Source organism: Pseudomonas sp. BF-R-26 (genome assembly GCF_019947395.1).
Classification (GTDB): Bacteria; Pseudomonadota; Gammaproteobacteria; order Pseudomonadales; family Pseudomonadaceae; genus Aquipseudomonas; species Aquipseudomonas farris.
Genome location: NZ_JAGYGK010000007.1, coordinates 279476 through 298993 on the forward strand (window position 1 = coordinate 279476; position 19518 = coordinate 298993).

Consider the following 19518-nt stretch of genomic DNA (forward strand, 5'->3'; position numbering starts at 1 on the left):
GCTTGGGAGTATCGGCCGATGCGCAATCCCCGGCGCATGCCCATAGTTCGGGCAATGGTCAACGGTCAGGCCTCGATGACCGCAATTGCTCGGGAGAAAAATCATGGCTATTGGAATCACCGGCGTGGACGTTACGCTGGACGAAACGGCCGGGTTACAGAATGCCGCCGCCACTCCAACCCCTGCAGGCGACGCTGACGACAACGACATTCTGGTGACGTCCCTGCCCTCGGAATTCTCTACCCGTTTGACCGCACTTGCGGCAGGTACCGCAACGGATGCGGCCTTGAGTGGCTACACCGGTGCCCTGGGCGACACAGGCAGCGATGCGTTCACCGTCACCAACGGAGAAAGCATTACCGATATCAGCTTCGTCGACAGCGCTGGCGCACCGCTTGATGGCGCGGACAGCGGACTGTTTACCCTCGATGGCACCAGCATCCTTCTCTATACAGATACGAACAACAACATTCTCCTGGGCCGAGCCGGGAGCGCAACCGGCGCGATCGTGTTCGCGGCCTATATCGAAGAAACCGGATCACCGGTCTCCGGCGGCAAGATCTGGACCGTGGAGTACCAACCGCTCCAGCATCCAGATGATACGAACCCCGATGATGCGCTCAATCTGCTGGATAAGGTGTTCATCGGAACCAGTCAGGACCTGGAATTCAGTCTGGCCGGTGTGCCCTCCGGTGCGAACCTCTTCCTGATGTTCACGAAGGAGAACCCGACAGTTGTCGATGACGCTGGTGTCTTGCGGATCACGGACCCCACCATCATAGCCACCGGTAAGGACCCCGCAGACGAGTCAAGCGGCGCCAATATAAACACTGGCGACACGATCATTACCAGCCAGGCGGCTAACCCGACCACCTTCGGCACCAACAGTCAGATGATTACGGAACAGGATGGCATCCGCTTTTCGTTCGTCACGGGTGCCAGGCAGGATGTGACCATTCCCAACCTTAGTCCGACCGAAGCAGATGTTGAGTCCAACATCGACTTTACCGACGTCGTCAATGCGAAAAAGGCCAGCTTCGACGTCGTGCAGTTGCAAAGCGGCAAGAGTGCAGTGGTAAAAATCAGCGCATTCAGCACCGCTGCTGAACCTGGCGTGAACTTCATCAACGGCTATGCGAACGATACGCCGGTTGCCATCACCAACGTTCGCGTCTTCAACAGCGCCGGGGTGGTGATCGAGAATTCAGACGGATCGGTGAATGATCCGGCCATTGGCATCACCTTTTCCGGTGGGGTTGCTACCATCACCGGCGTTTTGGCCGGCTACCAGATTGAATACACCACAGCCTCGGATCACAACCGCGTGCTCGTCGAGAACGGGGCGGCCCTCGACGCCAGGGGCAATACCCACGCCGATTTTGACATCGGTGGTTTCACACTGCTCCAAACTGCTGTTACGACCGCCGAAATCGGCTCCAAGATCATCTTCGAAGATGACGGCCCGGCACTCGCCTTCGGCAACCTGATCGGGACCGGTAGCGTCCTGCCGCAAACCGGCTACTGGAGTCATTCGGCCGGCGCCGACGGGCTGGATACGAACGGTCTGGATATTTCGGTGAATAACCCGTTCACCCTCGTCAGGCCAGACAACACCACCACGACCGGGACCGCCACCCTCACCGAGCAATCGCCCTCACCGGACGGCAATGGCGCGTACCAATTCGCCGGGACGTTGACCGGCGATTTCGACAACAACGCCGACACGGCGGATACCACCATCGACTACACGCTGAGCGCCTTTGACGATGGCAGCTATGTACTGGATCTGGTGCAAGGTTTCAGTTCGACGGTCGTGCTCAGCAGTGCCGATGGCTCGCTCGCTGCCGGCGGTCCGGACCCGGTGCGCACATTGTTAATTCCAGATACGAATGACCCGACTATTCCTTCGGCATCTGAGGAGGTTGTGTTCTTTTCCGCGAAGGCGCTTGCGTCGACTACGGACATCCTGACCGGTATCGGGCTTGGAGCACCCGACCCCACCGAAGCCGAACTACAGACCAACCCCCTGCCCGCGTACATCGACCCGAGGGCCATGAACGTCAGCACGTCCGGTATCGGCGTCGCCAATAACGTCCTCCAGGGAGACAATCTGGTGGCAATCGGCGCTACCGATGAAAGTTTCGTCATCAATCCGGAAACCCTGGTGACGGCCATGAAGGTCTTCATCGACAACTCTGTAGCGGGTTACAACACAGCGACCGAGGACCTGTACTACAGGATCTACTACGAGGATGGCTCGTTTTCGGACCTCATCGAGGTGAATACCCTGACTCCAGAGCCCCGTGGACAGGTGTCCTTCCTCATTGAGCAGGAAGGCACGGCGCTGATCGACGCTGTTCAGCTCACGATGGGCCGAGGCGACATCAAGATCCCGGTGATCCAGTTCATTCAGGAAACCGCGAGTCTGGCCAGCGATATCCAGCTGTCGTTCAACGCGACGGTGACGGACGGAGATGGGGACTCGGCATCAAGTACGTTTGACGCCAACCTGTTCGCCAACGACTTGGCCGGCGCCTTCGACTACACGCTGGTGGGCACGGGCGGTGAGCTCGATGCCTTCAACGTCGACTTGTCATTCGATGAGAACCTGTACCAGGTCACCGGCTTCGATGCGGACGCAAACCTGCGAGACACCTTGGTACTCAACGGCGACCAGAACGCCGCTGTCCAGCTCGACACCAGCGGCGCAGACAGCATCGTGACGGTTACCGAAACGGGCGGACAGGTCACGACCATCACCTTGGTCGGGGTCGATCTTCTGACTAGCGACATCGTTATTGGCAGCGTCTGAGGCGTCGCGCGCGTGAAAAAATGCGAGGGTGACGCAAGCCACCCTCGCATTTTTTTGCACTTCCAATAGGCGATCCGCACGCTCGCATTAACCTGGGCACCCTGCGACAGACCACCTGGGAGTACGACTAGGCCGAAACTCCCATCCCGCTTGGGAGTATCGGCCGATGCGCAATTCCCGGCGCCTAGTCATAGTTGTAGAGGTCAATGGTCAGGCCTCAATGACCGTAATTGCTCGGGAGAAAAATCATGGCTATTGCAATCACCGGCGAGGACGTTGTGCTGGACGAAACGGCCGGGTTACAGAACGCCACCGCCACGCCAACCCCTGCAGGAGACGCTGACGACAACGACATTCTGGTGGCATCCCTGCCCTCTTCCTTTTCTACCCGTTTGACCGCACTTGGAGCAGGTACCGCAACGGGTGCGGCCTTGAGTGGCTACACCGGTGCCGCGGGCAACACGGGCAGCAATGCGTTCACCATCAACGGCGGCGGAAGCATTACCGATATCCGCTTCGTCGACAGCGCTGGCGCCCCCCTCAATGGCGTGGACAGCGGACTGGACACTCTTGATGGCACCAGCATCCTTCTCTATACGGACACGAACAACAACATCCTTCTGGGCCGAGCTGGGGGCGCAGATGGCGCGATCGTGTTCGCTGCCTACATTGAAGAAACCGGATCGCCTGTCACGGGCGCCAAGATCTGGACCGTGGAGTACCAACCACTCAAGCACCCAGATGCTACGAACCCCGATGATTCGCTCAATCTGCTGGATAAGGTGTTCATCGGAGCCACTCAGGACCTGGATTTCAGTTTAGCCGGTGCGCCCTCCGGTCAGAACCTGTTCCTGATGTTCACGAAAGCGAACCCGGCAACTGAAACTGTCGGTGGCGTCGTGCGGATCACGGATCCAACCATCATCGCCACCGGTAAGGACCCCGCAGACCAGTCAAGTGGCGCCAATATAAATACTGGCGACACGATCAATACTAGCCAGGGGGGTGGCTCGACCACCATCGGCACCAACAATCAGATGATTGTGGAACAGGAAGGCATCCGCTTTTCGTTCGTCACAGGCGCCAGGCAGGATGTGACCGTTCCCAACCTTAGTCAGACCGAAGCAGACGTTGAGTCCAACATCGACTTTACCAGCGTCTACAATACGACCTCGGCCAATTTCGACGTCGTGCAATTGCAAAGCGGCAAGAGTGCCGTGGTAAAAATCAGCGCATTCAGTACCGCTGCTGAACCTGGCGTGAACTTCATCAACGGCTATGCGAACGATACGCCGGTTGCCATCACCAATGTTCGCGTCATCAACAATAGCACCGGGCTGGTGATCGAGAATTCAGACGGAACAGTGAATGATCCGGCGATTACCATCAGCTTTTCTGCTGCCGGGGTTGCAACCATCACCGGCGTCTTGGCCGGTTACCAGATTGAATACACCACAACGTCGGACCACAACCGCGTGCTCATTGAGAACGGGGCGGCCCGCGACGCCAGGGGCAATGACCACGCCGATTTTGATATCGGCGGCTTCACGCTGCGCCAAGCCTCTACTTCGATCGCCGAAATCGGCTCCAAGATGATCTTCGAGGACGACGGCCCGAGCATCAGCGGCACCGGTACCGAGCCGGCGCTGACGGTAGACGAAACATTCCTGGCGACCGACGCCACCCAGAACTTTGCCGCCAACTTCAGCTCGGCGTTTGGCGCTGATGGCCCAGGTACGCTGACCTATGCGCTGGGCGTGGTAGCGGGTGCCTCCGGGCTTACCGACACGGCCACGGGCGAGGCAGTCAACCTGTCGCTCAACGGCACAGTGGTCGAAGGCCGCACGGCCACGACCGGCCTGCTGGTGTTCACGGTTAGCGTGGCCGCCAATGGCGACGTTACGCTCGACCAGCTCCGCGCAGTAGTGCATCCCGATGCCACCGATCCCGATGATTCGACGAGCCTGACCTCGGACACCCTGGTGACACTGACCGCGACCACAACCGATGGCGACGGCGACAGCGTTCAGGCAACGCTCAACATCGGACAAAACCTGGTGTTCAAGGACGACGGGCCAAGCATCACCGCCAGTGGCGAAGAGCCAACGCTGACGGTAGACGAAACGGTACTGACCACCGACGCCACGCAGAACTTTGCCGCCAACTTCAACTCAGCGTTTGGCGCTGATGGCGCGGGTACGCTGACCTATGCGCTGGGCGTGGTAGCGGGGGCCTCCGGGCTCACCGACACGGCCACCGGCGAAGCGGTCAACCTGTCGCTCAACGGCACAGTGGTCGAAGGCCGCACCGCCACGACCGGCCTGCTGGTGTTCACGGCCAGCGTCGCCGCTAATGGTGACGTCACGCTCGACCAGCTCCGCGCAGTAGTGCATCCCGACGCCACCGATCCCGATGATTCGACGACGCTGTCGGCGGACAATCTGGTGACGCTGACGGCAACCGTGACCGACAAGGACGGCGACAGCGTCCAGGCGACCCTCAACATTGGCCAGAATCTGGTGTTCAAGGACGACGGCCCGAGCATCACCACCACCGGCGAGGAGCCGACGCTGACGGTAGACGAAACAGTCCTGGCGACCGACGCCACGCAGAACTTTGCCGCCAACTTTAGCTCGGCGTTTGGCGCTGATGGCCCAGATACGCTGACCTATGCGCTGGGCGTGGTGCCGGGGGCCTCCGGGCTGACCGACACGGCCACCGGCGAGGCAGTCAATCTTTCGCTCAATGGTGGCGTGGTGGAAGGCCGCACGGCCACCTCCAACCTGCTGGTGTTCACAGCCAGCGTCGCCGCTAATGGCGACGTCACGCTCGACCAGCTCCGCGCAGTGGTACATCCCGATGCCACCGATCCCGATGATTCGACGACGCTGTCGGCGGACAATCTGGTGACGCTGACGGCAACCACCACCGATGGCGACGGCGATAGCGTTCAGGCGACCCTCAACATCGGGCAAAACCTGGTGTTCAAGGATGACGGCCCGAGCATCACCGCCAGTGGCGAGGAGCCAACGCTGACGGTAGACGAAACGATACTGGCGACCGACGCCACGCAGAACTTTGCCGCCAACTTCAACTCGGCGTTTGGCGCTGATGGCGCGGGTACGCTGACCTATGCGCTGGGCGTGGTAGCGGGGGCCTCCGGGCTGACCGACACGGCCACCGGCGAGGCGGTCAACCTGTCGCTCAATGGCACAGTGGTCGAAGGCCGCACCGCCACGACCGGCCTGCTGGTGTTCACGGCCAGCGTCGCCGCTAATGGTGACGTCACGCTCGACCAGCTCCGCGCAGTGGTGCATCCCGATGCCACCGATCCCGATGATTCGACGACGCTGTCGGCGGACAATCTGGTGACGCTGACGGCAACCACCACCGATGGCGACGGTGACAGCGTTCAGGCGACCCTCAACATTGGCCAGAATCTGGTGTTCAAGGATGACGGCCCGAGCATCAGCGCCAGTGGCGAGGAGCCAACGCTGACGGTAGACGAAACGGTACTGGCTACCGACGCCACCCAGAACTTTGCCGCCAACTTTAGCTCGGCGTTTGGCGCTGATGGCCCAGGTACGCTGACCTATGCGCTGGGCGTGGTGCCGGGGGCCTCCGGGCTCACCGACACGGCCACGGGCGAGGCGGTCAACCTGTCGCTCAACGGCACAGTGGTCGAAGGCCGCACCGCTACGACCGGCCTGCTGGTGTTTACGGCCAGCGTCGCCGCCAATGGTGACGTCACGCTCGACCAGCTCCGCGCAGTGGTACATCCCGATGCCACCGATCCCGATGATTCGACGACGCTGTCGGCGGACAATCTGGTGACGCTGACGGCAACCACCACCGATGGCGACGGCGATAGCGTTCAGGCGACCCTCAACATCGGACAAAATCTGGTGTTCAAGGATGACGGCCCGAGCATCACCGCCAGTGGCGAGGAGCCAACGCTGACGGTAGACGAAACGATACTGGCGACCGACGCCACGCAGAACTTTGCCGCCAACTTTAGCTCGGCGTTTGGCGCTGATGGCGCGGGTACGCTGACCTATGCGCTGGGCGTGGTAGCGGGGGCCTCCGGGCTTACCGACACGGCCACCGGCGAAGCGGTCAACCTGTCGCTCAACGGCACAGTGATCGAAGGCCGCACCGCCACGACCGGCCTGCTGGTGTTCACGGCCAGCGTCGCCGCCAATGGCGACGTCACGCTCGACCAGCTCCGCGCAGTGGTGCATCCCGACGCCACCAATCCTGATGATTCGACGACGCTGTCGGCGGACAATCTGGTCACGCTGACGGCAACCGTGACCGACAAGGACGGCGACAGCGTCCAGGCGACCCTCAACATTGGCCAGAATCTGGTGTTCAAGGACGACGGGCCAAGCATCAGCACCACCGGCACCGAGCCAACGCTGACGGTGGACGAAACAGTCCTGGCGACCGACGCCACGCAGAACTTTGCCGCCAACTTCAACTCGGCGTTTGGCGCTGATGGCGCGGGTACGCTGACCTACGCGCTGGGCGTGGTGGCGGGAGCCTCCGGGCTCACCGACACGGCCACCGGCGAAGCGGTCAACCTGTCACTCAACGGTGGCGTGGTGGAAGGCCGCACCGCCACGACCGGCCTGCTGGTGTTCACGGCCAGCGTCGCCGCCAATGGCGACGTCACGCTCGACCAGCTCCGCGCAGTGGTGCATCCCGATGCCACCGATCCAGATGATTCGACGACGCTGTCGGCGGACAACCTGGTGACGCTGATAGGGACCGCAACCGACAAGGACGGCGATAGCGTCCAGGCGACCCTCAACATCGGACAGAACCTGATATTCAAGGACGACGGTCCATCGCTTGCATTCGGTAACCTGATCGGCACCGGTAGCGTCCTGCCGCAATTCGGGTTCTGGGACAATTCGGCGGGCGCCGACGGGTTGGGTGCGGCTGGTCTGGATATCTCTGTGAATAGCCAGTTCACCCTCGTCAGGCCAGACAACACGACCACCACCGGGACCGCCACGCTCACCGAGCAGTCGCCCTCACCGGACGGCAACGGCGCGTACCAATTCGCAGGGACGTTGACGGGTGATTTCGACAACAACGCCGCAACCGCGGATACCAGCGTCGACTACACGCTGACCGCCTATGCCGATGGCCGCTATGCACTGGATCTGGTGCAAGGCTTCCGTTCGGAGATCGTGCTTAGCACTGCCGACGGCGCGCTCGGTGCCGGCGGCCCGGATCCCGTGCGCACCTTGTTAATTCCGGAGCAGGATCCGCCGACTATTCCTTCGCCATCTGAGGAGGTTGTGTTCTTTTCCGCGAAGGCGCTTGCGTCCACTTCGGACATCCTGACCGGTATCGGGCTCGGAGAACCCGACCCCACCGAAGCCACGCTACAAACCGACCCCCTGCCCTCGTACATCGACCCGTCGGCCATGAACGTCAGCACGGCCGGCATCGGCGTCGCCAATAACCTGTTCCAGGGAGACAACCTGGCGGCAATCGGCGTTGACGACGAAAGTTTCGTCGTCAACCCGGAGAGCCTGCTGACAGGCATGAGGGTCTTTATCGACAACTCCGTGGGAGGTTACAACACGGCGACCGAGGACCTGTACTACAGGGCCTACTACGAGGACGGCACGTTCTCGAACCTCATCGAAGTGAACACCCTGACTCCGGAGGCAGGCGGACAGGTATCCTTCCTCATTGAGAGCGATGGCACGAATCTGATCGACGCTGTTCAGCTCACGATGGCCCGAGGCGAGATCAAGATCCCGACGATCCAGTTCATTCAGGAGAGTGAGAGCCTGGCCAGCGATGTCCAGCTGACGTTCAACGCGACACTGACGGACAAGGATGGGGACTCGGCGACGAGTACCTTCGACGCCAACCTGTTCGCCAACGACTCGGAGGATGCCCTCTTCGACTTCTCGCTGGTGGGCACAGGCGGTGAGCGTGATGCCTTCAACATCGATTTGTCAGTCGATGAGAACCTGTACCAGGTCACTGGCTTCGATGCGAGCGCAAACCTGCGAGACGCCCTGGTGCTCAACGGCGACCAGAGCGCGGTTGTCCAATCGATCGACATCAGCGGTGCAGACAGCATCGTGACGGTTGCCGAAACGGGCGGACAAGTCACGACCATCACCTTGGTCGGGGTCGATCTTCTGTCTAGCGACATTGTTTACGGCAGCGCCTGAGAAACGCGCGTAAAAAGATGCGAGGGTGGCGCAAGCCACCCTCGCATTTTTTTTGCAGTTCCAATAGGAGATCCGCACGCTCGCATCAACCTGGGTACCCAGTGGCAAGCCACCGACAAGGACGGCGATACAGTGTCGGCCCAGGCGCGCCAGAGGATGTCAGAGCGTCTTTTTTTGACGTGAAACCAAATCCAGTTCCACCCACGAGGACTCGGGTGGCTTTTCGTTGTTGGTGAGCCCGTGCTTCAGCGCATACATCAGCAAATCGATACGGTTGATCAGATTAAGCTTTTGATAAATGTTGCTGAGGTGGTTGTGCACGGTGTGTTCACTGATGCCCAGGCGCCCGGCGATGCTCATGTATTTGGCGGACGGATCCCCCACAATGGCGCGAATAAGTTCCCTCTCGCGCAGCGTCAGCCGCGCCTGTTTCGCCTGCTCCAGATTGCATTTCAAGTGTATATGCTCAGTCGCGGAATAGCCGGAAAGCCCACCGGCCCAGGCTCTATCCTTTCCGGTGTCGCGGTGGTGGACCGTGATGATGGCCTGGATGATCGATTCCGTCGGATCTTCCGCCAGCACGATACCCCGTGCGCCCGCCTCTATTGCCTGGGCAACGGGGACGGCTTCGTACAGACCCTTGAGCACCAGCACTTTCATTTCGGCGTTGCGGGTGAGCCCCGCAACGACCTCCAGCGGGTTCAGCGCATCTGGAAAGAAACTGAAAAAAATCACATTGGGACGCAACTGATCGGCAAGATCCAGCGCATTGGTATAGGTGGTGGCCTGGCCGCTCACTTCCATCTGAGGCTTCCTGGCATTGATCAAATCTTGAAGGCCCATGAGAACGAGGGGACGACAATCGATCAGCATCACGCGTATTGTTTTTCTGTGGGTCGTCATTACTTTCCTGACTCCCTTGAAGAATTAACTCTGACCTCCCTCCCTTGGCCTTCCTGGGTCAGCAGCTCGCTCACCTGACCACCGTGATCGAAGGACAGATGCGAACGCTGGCAGGCCTTCACCGTGCCCACTCGGGCAACACTTCCACTGGCTTCGCCGACAGAGACTGCAGGCGTTTCCAAAAACCGGGTAAAACCATCGAGGCAACATAAATAGGAATAATCATCAATAGCTTGCGCATGATTGATGTGCTCCCTCGAGCTGTTCAACTGAGTCTAGGCCACACCAGCACACTGCCAGCACGCCCATCCGCCAGTCGTCGACTCAAGCCACCTGCGAGTAGCCCGACTGACGTTACCAAGGCCCCCCCTTCTCTAGAAAATCAAGGTCTTAGGCTCACCGCGGGCGACTTGCGACCCAAGTCCGACTCCGATCAAAATCGTCAATTAACCGACGAATGGTGCGCGCACAAGGATGGCCGTAACACTGACGTCAATTTATCGGCGAAAATTGCCTCGCTCGAGCCATGGGAATGCTCCCAGTCTGAGTCTCGCCACTGGTTTTTCCTTCCGGCGCGCTGGGGTAATAGCATGACTGCGGTGCTCGAGTTTTTTGCGATTACACCACAGCAACCACCGCCTGAACTGCTGGAGGTTGTGGCTCAAATTGGCGCCCAGTGGGGACGGGGAATACGCAGCGATATTGCGGCAGGATCAGTGGGATGTGAGACTTTGACTAGAGCTGCCGGGGCTCAACCAGGCATTAACGCTTTCGACACCCTCCGCAGGCGGCTTTCCCGCCCAGCGATTGAGAGTAAGGACATTTGTGACAAACTCGTATTGCGCCTTGAGCAGGTCACGACGAGCCCGGAATTCGTTGCGTACGCTGGTCAGTACATCGACGGCATTGACCATTCCGTAATCCAGCGCTTTCTCTGCTGCCACTCTGGACAACTGTGCCGAGGCCAGGGCATTTCGGCTCGCACTGATTTTTTCTCCGCTCGAATTGGCGGTCAGGTAAGCGCTGGTGATCTCCTTGACTACCCGGCGCCGGATCGCTTCCAGTTCCTGCTCGGCGGTAATCTGATCCTGGTAGAGCCCACGGACCCGCGCCGAGGTCGAGCCGCCGCTGTACAGCGGCACCTGCACGCCGATACCGGCGACATAACTGTCGGTGCGCGGCTGCAGGGTATTGTTGTAGCCCTCGTTGGTCTGCTGCGCGCTCAGCGTAAGGCTCAGGGTCGGATAGTGCCCGCCCTTGCCGCTGCGCAACGCTGCGCCCGCGGCTTCCACACTGCTCTCGTTGGCCTTGAGCGCCGGGTTTAGCGCTATACCGTCGCGGACCCAGGTTTCCAGGCTCTGCGCTGAAACCCGCAGTTGCACGTCATCGCGAATCCGGTTGAGCTTTTCCTTGACCGGCCGGCCGACGATCTCCGCCAGTGCCTCGCGACTGATACTGGCCTGGTTCTGGGCATCCAGTTCCTGCGCCGCCAGCAAATCTACCCGGGCCTTGAGGTCGAGCTGATCAGTAATCATTGCCAGCTGCTTCTCGTACAACGCATTGACTCGGTCCAGACTCTTTTGCGTGGTTCGACGCTCCGCTTTCACCAACTCCAGTTCATCTTCGGCCGCCAACGCGCTGAAGTAACGCTGCGCCAAGTCCACTGTGGCCTCAGCCTGGGCATCCAGCGCTTGCGATTCGGACTGCTTGGCCAGGCTTTTGAATTTTTGGTAGTTCTCCCACGCGGCCTTGTTGTAGAGGTACTGACGCAGCACCAGGCTGTAGTTTTCGCTGTCGTAACTGCGCTGCACCAAGTCGCTCTCCTGATGAATCCGATTGTTCCCGGCGTTGAGCGATACTTGCGGGAACAGCGCACCCATAGCCTCGCGCTGATGTTCCTTACCCGCCTGCGCTTGCGCATAGGAGGCCAACACCCGCGGATCTTCCAGCCGTGACTCACGATACAACTGCATGAGGTCGGTGGAAAACGTCGAGGCGCTGACCCCGTTCGGCGTTGCCGCAGTGGTTTGCGCCAGGGCGGCACCCGCGGCAAGGATGAACGCACCGCCCAGCAGAACTGCCGACGCGCTCATGGTTATTCCTCGATCATCGATTGAGCCATGGCATCGCGAGCCGGCTGCATCAAGTACTGCAACAACGTGCGTTGCCCGGTGATGATTAATACGTCCGCCGGCATCCCCGGCAACAACTTGCGCTCACCCAAGGTGCGCGCGCCCTCCTCGGTTACCCGCACCCGCGCCAGGTAATAGGCCGTCCCGGCCTTTTCGTTGACCAGCCGGTCAGCCGATACGCTGCTGACCTCGCCTTCGATCACCGGTGTGGTCGAGCTATTGAACGCGCCGAAACGGATATCGGCACGTTTGCCGATGGCGACACGATCAATATCCACCGGCGCCACTTGGGCCTCTATGACCAGCTCGGAAACCGAGGGCACGATATCCAGCAGCGGCGTCGCCGGGCTCACCACACCACCAATGGTGTGCACTGTCATGCCAATCACCATGCCCGCGTCGGGTGCGCGGATGACGATACGACTGAGCCGGTCTTCCAGGGACGAGGTTTTCTCTTGCAGGTCGTACATCCGGGTCTGAACCTCGGCCAGCTCCTTGACCACCTCGGTACTGAAATCCTTGTCGATTTGCAGAATCTGCAGCTGTGTTTCGTTGATCTGCAGACGAGTCTTGTTAATAGCGGAACGGTGATCAGCCACCTCCGACCTGAGCATCCCCAGCTTGCGTTCCTGCTCGAGCAGACGTTGTTTGTCAACGAACCCTTGCTTGAGCAGGTCGGTCAATTCAACGATTTCACCGCTGTAGGATTTCTCCAGTTGAACCTTGGCAGCAATCATCGATTCCAGTCCCTTGATCTGTTGATTCAACTGGCCAATGCGCTCGCGCAACACCGATATCTGGCCCAGTCGCGAGCCCTGCCGGGCGTTGAATACCTGGGTCTCGCCCTGGCGCGCTTCCACTCCTCGCAGACTCTCGGAATCGGCTATCTCCCCAAAGCTGATCGCCGACAGTGTGTCGCGCTCGGCTCTGAGCCTTGCCTCCATGGCTCTGGTCGCGACCAACTGGCCTCGGGTAATCTCGTATTCGAAGCGCAACTGGGCATCATCAAGGATGATCAGCGGATCACCACCCTTGACGATGTCACCGTCATGGACCAGTACCGCTTTGACGATGCCCCCTTCAGGGTGCTGGACCGTTTTGCGGTAAGTCTGCACGGTGACCACTCCCGGCGCGAAAGCGGCACCGTCGAGGGGCGCGAGCGCCGCCCAGGTACCGAACAGGCCGAAGGTCACTCCTACAATACCAATGCCCAGGCGGCGTGCTTTACGATCAGATATCGGCAGGCCGGCGAAGCTTTCAATTTGACGACTGGGCATCGTAGGGTTCATCGGCATCGCCCTTGCTGGTTTTGACCGAAGCCATGCTGGCGCCTGCCGACATGGCGTGCTTTTGTGCCTGCTGTCTCTGCGCGTTGAGTTCGGCGAGCACCTGCTCGCGTGGTCCGTAGAGACTGATAACCCCTGCGTTCATCACCATGAGTCGGTCAAGTTGCGACACGATGTTGGTTCGGTGGGTAATGACAAACAGGGTCGCGCCGGTCTGCTTGAGCTGCTGGATGGCAGCCACCAGGGCGCGATCACCGACTTCGTCAAGATTGGAATTGGGCTCGTCGAGAATAATCAGCCGCGGGTTGCCATACAGGGCACGGGCCAGCCCGATGCGCTGGCGCTGCCCTCCCGACAGCATGAGGCCCTCACTGCCAATGACGGTGTCGTAGCCATCGGGTAACTGCAAAATCATTTCGTGAACGCCAGCGGTCCTGGCAGCCTGAATGACTTTCGCCGAGTCGACCTCGGTGAAGCGGGCAATGTTCTCGCTGATACTGCCTTCGAACAGTTCAATGTCCTGGGGCAAGTAACCTATATGCGGCCCAAGTTCATGTTTGTCCCACGCGCTGATGTCCGCGCCATCGAGCCGGACCACACCATGCAGCGGCACCCATACCCCCATCAGTGCCCTGGCCAGGGTGGACTTGCCCGCGGCACTTGGACCGATGATTCCGACAACGCAGCCGGCAGGTACGCTGAAACTTATGTTGTTGATGATCGGCGTTTTCGAGCCAGGTGCCGCAACAACCAGACTCTCCACCTGCACGTGCCCCTGAGGCGCCGGCAATGACATACGCTCGGGCTGAGCCTGTTGTTTGTCGAGGATGTCGTTGAGACGGCGGTATTGCGAGCGGGCCGCAATAAAGCCCCGCCAACTGCCGATGATCAGATCGATGGGGGCCAATGCGCGCCCTAGCAGCACGGCCCCGGCAAACACCAGGCCAGCCCCCACTTGATGGTCCACGGCCAGGTACGCCCCCAGGCCAAGGATCAGTGATTGCACCAGGATCCGGAAGGTCCTGGAAAGCGTGCTGATTATGGCGCCTCTGTCGCTCGCCTCGGCCTGCAGCAACAGAACGTTTCTTTGACGAAGTCCCCATCGGTCCATAAGGGTTTCAAGCATGCCCATGGATTCGATGACTTCAGCGTTGCGCAGATTTTTCGTGGTGTAGAGCGTCGCGCCAATATGTTCCTTGTTCGCTTGGGCCAGCGCCGGCCCCGTCAACCTCTCATTGATAAACGCGAGCAATAACAACAGCAGCGCACTGCCCGTCGCTACCCAGCCAAACCAGGGATGAAACATGAACATCACGGCGATATAGATAGGCAACCAGGGCGCATCGAAGAAGGCGAACAAACCGTTACCGGAGAGAAATTGCCTCAAGCCCGTCAAGTCGTTGAGCGACTGGGCCGAGGCATCCATGCCGCCACTGTCCAGAGCCCGTTTGAAACTGGCCTTATAGACTTGGCGACTCAGCAACACATCCAGTCGGGTACTGACCCGAACCATGATGCGCGAACGAATCCACTCCAGGGAACCGAGCGTGATAATCAGCCCGGTCATGATAAGCGTCAGCATTGCCAGGGTTGTCAGGCTTCCGCTGGCCATCACTCGCCCATACACCTGAAGCATGTAGAAGGTAGGCACGAGCATGAGCGCGTTGATGAAAAAGCTGAAAAAACCAACAGAAATAAAACTATCTCTACAGGCTTTCAACGCATTTTTCAGGCTGTTTTCAGGTGTGCTTCGCATTGAAACCCCTGCTCGCAAAAACCATCCTTTGGAGCTTAGATCATGCCGAACGACTGTGTGGAGCAATTGGCCGACAGCCCGTACTTCGTCGACCAGATCAACATGTTCAGCACGGCGATGTAGCGTTACGACAGGGTAGTCAGGATGAGAATCACGTGCGGGGGGGTGGAGGTTCAGAAGAAGGGGGGCAGGTCACGCACTGCGACAAAATCCATCACAGTGCGTAGCGCTCGCTGGTTTACGGGAGCCAACCGTTTACAGATCGGTGATCTCCTTATGACGTGGTACCAGCGCCTTCATGACGCTCCATGCCACGAGATAGGCCAACGCACAGATGGCAAACATGATCATGTAGCCGGTATGAATATCACCGATCAGTTTGTAGTGATCAATCACCCAACCACCGATCTTGGTCATCACTACGCCGCCCAAGCCGCCGGCCAAACCGCCAATACCGACCACCGAAGCGATGGATTTTTGCGGAAACATGTCCGACACGGTGGTGAAAATGTTGCACGACCATGCCTGGTGCGCCGATGCGCCTACGCCAATCAGCAGCACTGGCACCCAGAAACTGATGTAACCCAATGGCTGCGCCAGCAACACCAGCAGCGGGAAGAAAGCGATCACCAGCATGGCTTTCATGCGGCCGTCATACGGCGCGTCGCCGCGTGACATGAAATAGCTGGGGAACCAGCCGCCGCCGATACTGCCGACCATGGTCATGCTGTACAACACGGCCAGCGGCATCACGATGGCCTGGCCTTTCATGCCGTATTGCGCCGATAGATAGGTGGGAAGCCAGAACAGGAAGAACCACCACACACCGTCGGTCATGAATTTACCGAAAGCAAAAGCCCAAGTCTGACGGTAGGTCAGCAATTTGAACCACGATACTTTCTTATCGGCGACACCCGGTACCGGGCGGGCGACCACCTGCACGACCTGGTCGCTGCGGATGTAGGCCAGTTCCTGCACCGAGAGGCGTTTTTGCTGCTCCGGCTTCTCGTACAGCGCAATCCATACGCCCACCCAAACGAAGCCCAACATACCGATCACGATGAAAGCCGCTTCCCAGCCCCATAGGCTGGCAATCAGCGGCACGCAGATCGGCGCCAGGATCGCGCCCACATTGGCACCGGAATTGAAAATGCCGGTGGCGAAGGAACGCTCCTTCTTCGGGAAATATTCTGCGGTGGCCTTGATTGCAATCGGGAAGTTGCCCGCTTCGCCTATCGCCAGCACGGCGCGCGACACCATGAAGCCTGCGATGGAAACCGGAATCATGGCAATGCCGAACGCGCTGCTCACGGCACCAATCCCCTCACCCATCGGCACCGCAAAGGCGTGCATGATCGCGCCGGTCGACCAGATGCTGATCGCTACCACATAGGCAGTCTTGGTGCCGATCTTGTCGACCACCCGGCCGGCAAACAGCATGGAAATCGCGTAGACAAACTGAAAGACCGAAGCGATGTTGGCGTAATCGCTATTACTCCAGCCAAATTGCGTCGATAGGTCCGGCGCCAACAGACTCAATACCTGGCGGTCGAGGTAATTGACGGTGGTGGCAAAAAACAACAGCGCGCAGATCGTCCAGCGATATTTACCGACGGCCTGGCCGACTCGCTGAGCATTGATGGGCTCGTTCAGATTCATGGCATCACTTTATTGTTGGATTAGGGTGATGATTGCCGACGAATTGTCTGTCGTCGTACAACTTGGCTTTTTATATCGAGTCCCCTACCACCCTGTCAATCTGAAAAATGGCCGTCTGTCTCAAAGACATGTAGGCCCATATCCCGCAAGAGACGCGGAAAATACTGGCCGATAGCCCTTCAGTTTTCCCAGTATGACGACGACAACTTGTTCAACCATAGTCATACGATCACTGCGCGTTCCCCCACTTTTTCTCTCAGTGGGCTTGCACGGTCCACTCCACAAGTCGGGCAACGAGCGGACGCACGATGAGCACGCAGACGAATGCCGAAGGCATTGCCACCTTGTACGCATTCATCACATTTCCCATGTAATGTTCGCCTATTCCGAATTCAGCGATTGTGATGACGAGACACATGAGAAACGCCATGATAGTGGCCATGTAAAGCGCAAAGACGTAAGGCGTCGTGTGTTTAGGCAAGCGAAAACGTGCAGTATTTCTAGCTGTTCTATCGGTCATCGATTTGAGCCTTGTCGATCTTGAGTGGCGAGAGCGGCTAACCTAGCAAGCTGCCGAACACGCCGGTAGACGCGTGACGCTTGAATCATTCTTAAGAACAATCAACGAATCGAGCACGGGGACCCGATGGATATTCTTGGTTTGATCAATACCTATATCCGTGTGGTAGAAAACGGCAGCATCGCGGCGGCGGCCCGTGCCCAAGGCATGAGCGCCGCGGCGGTCAGCCAGAGCATCACGCGGCTCGAAGCCCACTTGGGCGTGCGCCTGCTCTCTCGTACGACCCGGAGCATGGCGCTCACCGAAAGCGGCACTCGCTATTTCGAGAAAGTGCGCCACATTCCGGGCGATATTGATCTCGCCTCGCAAGCTGCCACGGTCGAAACCAAGCCGCATGGGCCGCTTTGCATCGCCACCACCGCGGCATTTGGTCGGCATGTACTCGCGCCATTAATGCCCGCATTCAAGGACGCCTACCCGCGCATCAACATCGAACTGATCAGTACGGATCGCAGCGTCGATCATCGGCTGGAGGGCGTCGACGTCAGCATCCGTATTGAAGCGCAGCTGAACGATCAGCTCATCGCCCGGCGTATCGCCTCGCGTCCTTTCGTGTTCTGCGCGTCACCCGCGTATCTCGACCGCGCGGGCATGCCGACAACACCAGAGGAGCTGAAGCAACACACTTGCCTTGTCTTTCGCTATCCAACTGATGGTCGTTTTCTGCCCTGGACCTTTGTACTCAATGGCAGCCGTTTCGAAGCCAAAGTCAATCCGGGCTTCATCTGCGATGATATTGATACGATCGCGCAGATTGCTGTAAACGGTGGCGGGATCGCACGCCTCGCCAGCTTCGTTGCTCAGCCATTGATCGACAGCGGCCGACTACTGCCATTGTTCGAGTCGGGCAATCGCAATGCAGCTTGCGCAGAGCCTGAACCGATGCACATCTATGCCTGCGTCACCGAGCGATCGGCTTTGAATGCGAAGGTGCGCGCGTTCATCGATTTTCTTGAACGAGAGATGCAAAGCTAGTCGCATGTACTCGCATAAGCGCTCTTTCCTTGCGCAGTTCGGCACTCAAAAACAGACCTTTAAAGCCTTGCCGTGACCCAACGAGCAGGGCTCATTCCTTAAACCGCGCCCGATACCGCCCCGGGCTCTCCCCCGTCCACTTCTTGAACGCGCGATGAAACGCACTCGGCTCCTGAAATCCCAACTGTTCGGCAATATCGCTGATGCTCGCCTTGCTCTGGCGCAACCGTTCAAACGCCACCGCGCGCCGCACTTCATCCTTGATTTCCTGATACGAACAGCCTTCACGCCCCAGTTTCCGGCGAAAGGTGCTAGCGCTCAGGTGCTGCTCCAGGGCAAAGGCCTGCAAGGTCGGCCATTCGCTGTAATGGCTGTGGCGCAGGCGCTGATGAACCTGCGACGCCATCCCATGCTGGTTGCGGAAACGGATCACCAGCCATTGCGGGGCGGTGCGTAAAAACACTTTCAGTGAGGCAAGGTCTTGAACCACCGGCAACCGCAGGTAGTGACTGGCGAACTCGATTTCGGTGCGTTCGGTGCCGAAGGTCAGGTTGGGGCCCCAGAGCATGGCATCATCACGCAGCGACAAACGCTGATGACGAAAGTCCGCACGATCGATAGGAATGCGCCGCCCGCCCAGCCAGCACAGCAGACTGATCATCAACACCAGAAACGTTTCTTCGCCCAACCGGCTGACCTCACTGTTCTGCGAACAGGTCTGCAAGCTGATGACCGCACGCTTGCCACGCACACTCAACGTGCCGCGAAAATCACGCAGGAACAGAGCGAAATTGGCCAGGCACTGACGCATGGCTTTTTCCAGCGTCGGCTCCTGAATCAATGCCCGACAGATCAAGGCAAAACTGCCTGGTGGCATTCCATGGGAGTCCAACCGGAAAAATTCGTCGTTCAACTCACGAATCTGCACCAGCCACAACGCGGCGAAAGCCGTGGCTGGCACCCGTGCCGTCGGCTGATCCATCAGTGCCGGATCAATTCCCACCTGTTCAAGTACTGCCCGCAGGCGCTGCGGTTCCTCACGTAGCGCATGGATCATGGGGTACATGAAGTAAACCGCCACTGAATCCGTTTCCCGCATTTGAATGCCTCTCTCGTCACATCTGAATATGGCAAAAAACGCCATCACCCTTGAACAGTTTTGGCATAGGCCTGTGGCGCTGCTGATTCTAGACTCGTGCCCAACAAAAAAGA

Annotated in this window: 11 protein-coding genes; 3 read left to right on the plus strand and 8 right to left on the minus strand. The window is 59.1% G+C overall.

Features of this window, described 5'->3' with window-relative positions; translation table 11 throughout:
- Nucleotides 1-103 precede the first annotated feature (103 nt).
- Nucleotides 104-2812, plus strand: coding sequence for a DUF5801 repeats-in-toxin domain-containing protein (locus KGB18_RS12685; RefSeq protein WP_223570020.1), 2709 nt, complete (start codon nt 104-106; stop codon nt 2810-2812).
- Nucleotides 2813-3060: 248 nt separating this feature from the next.
- Nucleotides 3061-9015 (plus strand): DUF5801 repeats-in-toxin domain-containing protein, encoded by a 5955-nt coding sequence (locus KGB18_RS12690; protein WP_223570021.1) that lies wholly within the window; start codon nt 3061-3063, stop codon nt 9013-9015.
- A 159-nt stretch (nt 9016-9174) separates the two neighbouring features.
- On the opposite strand, the gene KGB18_RS12695 is transcribed toward KGB18_RS12690, so the two are convergent.
- The 7 genes from KGB18_RS12695 to KGB18_RS12725 form a co-directional block, all read right to left on the minus strand.
- Complete coding sequence (locus KGB18_RS12695) at nt 9175-9918, minus strand: response regulator transcription factor (RefSeq protein ID WP_123722444.1); 744 nt, start codon at nt 9916-9918, stop codon at nt 9175-9177.
- Between the two features lie 118 nt (nt 9919-10036).
- Nucleotides 10037-10159: a hypothetical protein gene (locus KGB18_RS29905; protein WP_317850974.1), complete on the minus strand. Its 123-nt coding sequence runs from the start codon at nt 10157-10159 to the stop codon at nt 10037-10039.
- 472 nt (nt 10160-10631) lie between these two features.
- Complete coding sequence (locus tag KGB18_RS12705; protein WP_123722442.1) at nt 10632-12011, minus strand: TolC family outer membrane protein; 1380 nt, start codon at nt 12009-12011, stop codon at nt 10632-10634.
- 2 nt (nt 12012-12013) lie between these two features.
- The gene (locus KGB18_RS12710) at nt 12014-13327 is read right to left on the minus strand and encodes an HlyD family type I secretion periplasmic adaptor subunit (RefSeq protein WP_123722441.1); all 1314 of its coding nucleotides are present in this window, start codon (nt 13325-13327) and stop codon (nt 12014-12016) included.
- Nucleotides 13308-15092, minus strand: coding sequence for a type I secretion system permease/ATPase (locus tag KGB18_RS12715; RefSeq protein WP_223570022.1), 1785 nt, complete (start codon nt 15090-15092; stop codon nt 13308-13310). The genes KGB18_RS12710 and KGB18_RS12715 overlap by 20 nt, the downstream gene beginning before the upstream one ends.
- Before the next feature lie 255 nt (nt 15093-15347).
- On the minus strand, nt 15348-16751 hold the full coding sequence (locus tag KGB18_RS12720) for an MFS transporter (protein WP_223570023.1): 1404 nt from the start codon (nt 16749-16751) through the stop codon (nt 15348-15350).
- A gap of 256 nt (nt 16752-17007) precedes the next feature.
- Nucleotides 17008-17271, minus strand: a complete 264-nt coding sequence (locus KGB18_RS12725; protein ID WP_223570024.1) for a DUF2798 domain-containing protein — start codon at nt 17269-17271, stop codon at nt 17008-17010.
- A gap of 126 nt (nt 17272-17397) precedes the next feature.
- On the opposite strand from KGB18_RS12725, the gene KGB18_RS12730 reads away from it, so the two are divergent.
- Nucleotides 17398-18306, plus strand: a complete 909-nt coding sequence (locus tag KGB18_RS12730) for a LysR family transcriptional regulator (protein ID WP_223570025.1) — start codon at nt 17398-17400, stop codon at nt 18304-18306.
- 91 nt (nt 18307-18397) lie between these two features.
- Here KGB18_RS12730 and KGB18_RS12735 read toward each other — a convergent pair whose 3' ends face one another.
- Nucleotides 18398-19405, minus strand: a complete 1008-nt coding sequence (locus KGB18_RS12735; RefSeq protein WP_223570026.1) for an AraC family transcriptional regulator — start codon at nt 19403-19405, stop codon at nt 18398-18400.
- Nucleotides 19406-19518: the final 113 nt, after the last annotated feature.